General features: G+C 45.4%; 4 protein-coding genes. All 4 read left to right on the top strand.

Annotation, left to right across the window (positions count from 1 at the left end; genetic code table 11):
* Positions 1–790: TonB-dependent receptor domain-containing protein (locus tag MJ770_RS14830; RefSeq protein ID WP_239255952.1), on the top strand; the 790-nt coding region annotated here is incomplete at its 5' end.
* A 60-nt stretch (positions 791–850) separates the two neighbouring features.
* Positions 851–1843, top strand: coding sequence for a tetratricopeptide repeat protein (locus MJ770_RS14825; protein WP_239255950.1), 993 nt, complete (start codon positions 851–853; stop codon positions 1841–1843).
* Positions 1844–2792: 949 nt separating this feature from the next.
* Entirely contained in the window at positions 2793–4076 is a 1284-nt protein-coding gene (locus tag MJ770_RS14820; protein ID WP_239255948.1) for a sialidase family protein, read from the top strand.
* Between the two features lie 77 nt (positions 4077–4153).
* Positions 4154–4573 (top strand): TlpA family protein disulfide reductase, encoded by a 420-nt coding sequence (locus MJ770_RS14815; protein WP_239255946.1) that lies wholly within the window; start codon positions 4154–4156, stop codon positions 4571–4573.
* Positions 4574–4917: the final 344 nt, after the last annotated feature.

The raw sequence follows: 4917 nt of genomic DNA, 5'->3' as shown, positions 1-4917 counted from the left end.
ACGCTTTGGCGCGGCCCAGGCACGCAAGTTTTCAGCTAATAGCGGTGCATTAGGCACGCTCTACACCTTCAATCAGAATGTTAGCCTTGCTGCAAATTTTTCGCATACCGAGCGTGTGCCGACGTATGCCGAGCTATTTGCGAATGGCCGGCATGTCGCAACGGGCCAGTTTGAGGTGGGTGATTCAAAGCTTTCAAAGGAGAAATCGAACGGTGTTGATTTGCAACTGCGCTGGCGCTCGGGTCAGCATTCAGCAAGCATTAGCGGCTTTTACACGCGCTTTCAGAACTACATTGCATTGATCAATAGTGGTCAGGAGCAGGAAGAACTTCCAGAAAGTTTATTTCGCGCGGTGAAGGCTGAATTTCATGGCTTTGAGGCTGAAGGAAAATTCCGGATATATGAGAAAAAAGGTAATCTCAATCTCAATTTGCGCGCTGACTATGTGCGGGCGAAGAATAGCGACACGGGGGAGCCATTGCCACGCATTACCCCAATGCGCCTCGGCGCGGGCCTCGACTATCAACTTGGTAAATTCAGTGCAAAGCTTGATGTCGCCCATTCTTTCAAGCAGGATCGAATAGATGCGAACGAACTGTCTACCAGTGCTTATACACTGACCAACGCCAAGCTGAACTATCACTTTACGACACAGTCGATTCACTGGGATGCATACATCAAGGGCAACAATCTGTTCAATCAAGAAGCACGAACGCATACATCGTTCCTGAAAGAACTTGCGCCACTACCGGGGCGCGGCTTTCTTATGGGGGTACGTGCCAATTTCTGAGTTCCCATGTTACATTAGATCGACAAAATCTATAAATATTAACTTGAAAGAGGTCTGAAAATGTCATTACTAAATAACTATAAGAGCATTATTGCAGCACAATTACTCCTAACCATGCTATTTACTGTTGGGGCAAGTGCGCATGCTCAGTCATGGTCGGCAACAACAGAGCAAGTAGCTCAGCTGGCTGAATGGAGAGAGCATGCAGAAGCTGGTGATCCGATTGCGCAATACAACCTGGGATACATGAACGATACTGGAAGTGATCGCGGCATCATACCAAAGGACACTAGGAAAGCAGCAGAATGGTATGAGAAAGCCGCCCTGCAGGGACATGCCAAGGCGCAGTCTGCTCTTGGACATATGTTCATCAGTGGATATGGTGTGCCTAAAAATGATGTTATTGGTGTGGAATTGTTACAAAAGGCCGCGGATCAGGGTGATGCTGATGCGCAATTGGCGCTTGGCTGGTTATATGCTGACAGCAAGGGGATACCTGATGACCCTGCCAAGGCATTACAATGGTGGCAGCACGCAGCTGAGCGGGATTTTGCTCATGCACAGTTTATGCTTGGGATGATCTACTACAAAGGAGAAATCGTGCCAAGGGACCTTACCAAAACCGTTGAATTGTGGACAAGGGCATCGCTGCAGGGATACCACCCCGCTCAGTCCAATCTCGGAACAATGTACCATTCTGGAGAAGGTGTACCACAAGATCTAGTCCAAGCAGTGGAGTTATGGGAAAAAGCGGCTAAATTTGGATATGCCGATGCACAGTACAAACTCGCTTTAGCTTACCATTTGGGCAACGGCGTGAAAAAGAATGAATTGCTGGCCTACGTGTGGTCAAACCTAGCTGCCGAGAATGATGACAGTGTAACTGCAAAGAGTCTACGAAATTCAATAATTTTGACTAAAGATCAAAAAGAGCAGGCGAATGAAATGTTCATGAATTGGCAGCTTGGGCAGGTCTATCGTTCAAGTGCCTCATATCGTTTATTGGCTCAGAATAATTACTATTCTGTACGAAAAAACAGTTCAATATGTTAATGTTTTTTATACAACAACTGGATACTGTATCTCGGTACGGCGCAGATGCGCCGCCGCCACCGTTTATACCTCAAATTGGCGCTGATAGATGAGTGCATCGCTTTTGTAAGCGGCGTCAATATTGTTAATGATTTGCCAGGTGGGCAAATATTAGCGCCGAGATTGAATTGCACGGTTGAGATACAGGCAGCTACAACAGAGCAAATATACTTCGTAATGCGGCGTTGCGGACGCTGATTTCGTGGATAAATTTTCGTCGGCAACGCGAACGCGTAAAGCTGCTGGCTTGCGTACAAGAATACTGATGAACAATAAGTGGCGTTCATATTGCGTGATAACTTGCGTAATCGTCACGCAATTGAACAAGCTTACCTCAAAGCCATTGCCGATGCCCAACGAGAAATCATTACTGCCAATGCTTATTCTTGCCTGGACTGCGTTTTCGTGATGCTTTGCTCAAGGCGGCTCGGCGTGGAGTGTGCGTTGTATTGCTGTTACAAAGGCGGATGGATTTCCGCCTGAAGCACTTTGCTACGCGTGTGCTTTATGACGAATTATTGCGAGCAGGTATGGCAATTTATGAATACTACGCCAGTTGTGTGATGCCTGTTTCTAAAAGGGTGCGACAAATTGACGCATTCTCATATTATTGCCTGCCCTCTATAATTAATTAATTCGATACGGCGTCAGGAGCAAAAATATAGCGCTTGTATATCAATTTGTATGCTGCGCTAAATTTTTTACGCCTGTTTTGTATTGCCTGATAACGTGTGTTTCAAAGCATTAAATGGCTAACAAATTATAAATGCATCTCTTTCCCTCATTGTGCAGCGCACATTGGTTGCCAATTTTAAAGTATAAATATTTAGAAGGTGCCTATGAGAATTTTATTGCGAATGTATGACTCGAGACACGCTTTTTTTCTGTTGCCGGATTTCAGGGGCGCATCATGAATAATACGATTATCAGGAAGTTCTGGAACCAGCGCCTGAGCGTGAGGTTGTTTGTTAATTGCCGCAAGATAGGGTTAATTCTCTTTTTGGCGGCAAGTGGGATGAGTATGGCAGCAGGCCATTCAGGTCATGATTCCATGCAGTCTCATGATATGAAGAAGATATGGCAAACTGCACTTGCGCGCCAGCCGCTGGCAGTTACTGCTACGTTTGATGCCAACGGCAAACTGTGGCAGGCATCTGTGAAAGATGGTCATGTGATGGTCAGTCAATCTGATAACCAGGGAAAAACCTTCAGCACACCAGTATTGGTAAATCAAGAGCCTGAGCTAGTGGCCGCAGTAGGCGAGAATCGTCCAAAAATTCTGGTGGGGAATAATGGCAATGTCTACGTTTCCTACACCCTGAATTTGGAGACGCCTTTTGCCGGCAATATCCGCTTTAGCCGTTCAGTAGATGGTGGAAAGAGCTTTTCTACACCCATTACAGTCAATAACAATCTGGATCCTATAACCCACAGTTTCGATGCAATGGGTGTAAATGATCGCGGTCAGGTTTACATCGTCTGGCTGGATAAGCGCGATATATCAGTCGCGGAAAAAAATGGTAAAAAATACAATGGAGTGGCGATTTATTACGCCATTTCTGATGATGAAGGCAAAACTTTCCATACCAACATCAAAGCCGCCGACCATTCCTGCGAATGCTGTCGCGTGGCGTTGGCAATGGATAAGGACGGTACTCCGATTATCGTGTGGCGGCATATTTTCGGTAAGAACATACGCGACCATGCCTTGATGCGCCTGGATGGTAAGTCACAGTCTATCCGCTTAAGCTACGAAAACTGGGAAATTGATGCTTGCCCTCATCATGGCCCAGCAATATCCATTGACGACGACGGTGTCTATCATTTCGTTTGGTTCAGCAACTCAACTGAGCGGCAAGGATTGTTCTATTCCTACTCCTCTGATCAAGGCCAGCATTTTTCTCGTCCATTAAATTTTGGAAATTTCCGGGCGCAAGCATCTCATCCGCATGTTTTGAGTCTGGGCCAACGCGTTTTTATCGTCTGGAAAGAATTTGACGGCATGGCTACCGGTATCTATTTGAAACATTCCATTGATGGCGGAAATCACTGGTCGGCCCCTAATAAAATCGCTTCCACTGCTGGTACTTCAGATTATCCATTCATAATCAGTGATGGCAATAAAAGCTATCTCTCATGGAACACCGACAAAGAAGGCTATCGCCTTATGAACTTATCTGAGGCCGTACAATGAAACTCAAAGGCACAATCTTTCAATGTCTGCTTGGTGTGCTGCTGTGCTTAAGCTGCGCTATTTCTTCGGCCGCACACATGTCTAAACCTTTCGTACACGGCAGTTACCAAGAAATTGTTGCAGCTCGTGCGGGTAAACCTTTCATTATCAGTTTATGGTCTCTCGACTGCACGTATTGCCTCGAAGATATGGTGCTGTTTGGTAAGCTAGCGAAAAAATACCCTGACCTTGATTTGGTACTGATTTCTACCGATACCCCTGAACAAATGAATGAAATTGCGCGCGTGCTAAAAAAATACCCGCTGAAGAAAGCTGAATCCTGGGTATTCGCAGACAAGTTTGTTGAGCGATTGCGTTATGAAGTGGATCCGGAATGGTATGGAGAGCTACCCCGCACTTACTTTTACGACTCGCAAGGACATACCATAGCTCTAAGCGGCAAATTGGACTATGCCCAAATTGAGCAGTGGATACGTAAAAACAAAAAAAATGAATAGCACTTCGAATAAAAAGATCTAACGGTTATCAACCATATTTCTGTCATAACACGATGGTTCTCCAAGGTTCTTTTTTTTCCGTGCTCGTGAGATCGGTAATTTTCGGATATCAAAGTCAGAAGTTGCCTCGTTAGGCGTGCTTACGAAATCACGTAAAAACAGTCCAGATGTATTGGGGCGCGAGTAATCATGGATCTCGATTACGACTGTAGTCCCGGCACAAGCCCACCTTTGTATTGTTACTGCCGCGCTTGCTCAAAATTAGCTGGGTGACTGATTCCTTTGTAGCCAAAATTATCTCGTAAATTATTACTTCAAATATTGTATTTAATATTGTATAAGAA

Origin of the sequence: Candidatus Nitrotoga sp. M5, assembly GCF_927904885.1 — a bacterium.
GTDB lineage: Bacteria > Pseudomonadota > Gammaproteobacteria > Burkholderiales > Gallionellaceae > Nitrotoga.
The sequence above is the reverse complement of the archived record's forward strand: the minus strand, read 5'-3'. Positions and strand labels throughout refer to the sequence as shown.

Bases quoted from the DNA above. Each gene is read 5' to 3' on its own strand.
- MJ770_RS14815 (WP_239255946.1), top strand. From the start codon at position 4,154: ATGTCTAAACCTTTCGTACACGGCAGTTACCAAGAAATTGTTGCAGCT.
- MJ770_RS14820 (WP_239255948.1), top strand. From the start codon at position 2,793: ATGAATAATACGATTATCAGGAAGTTCTGGAACCAGCGCCTGAGCGTG.
- MJ770_RS14825 (WP_239255950.1), top strand. From the start codon at position 851: ATGTCATTACTAAATAACTATAAGAGCATTATTGCAGCACAATTACTC.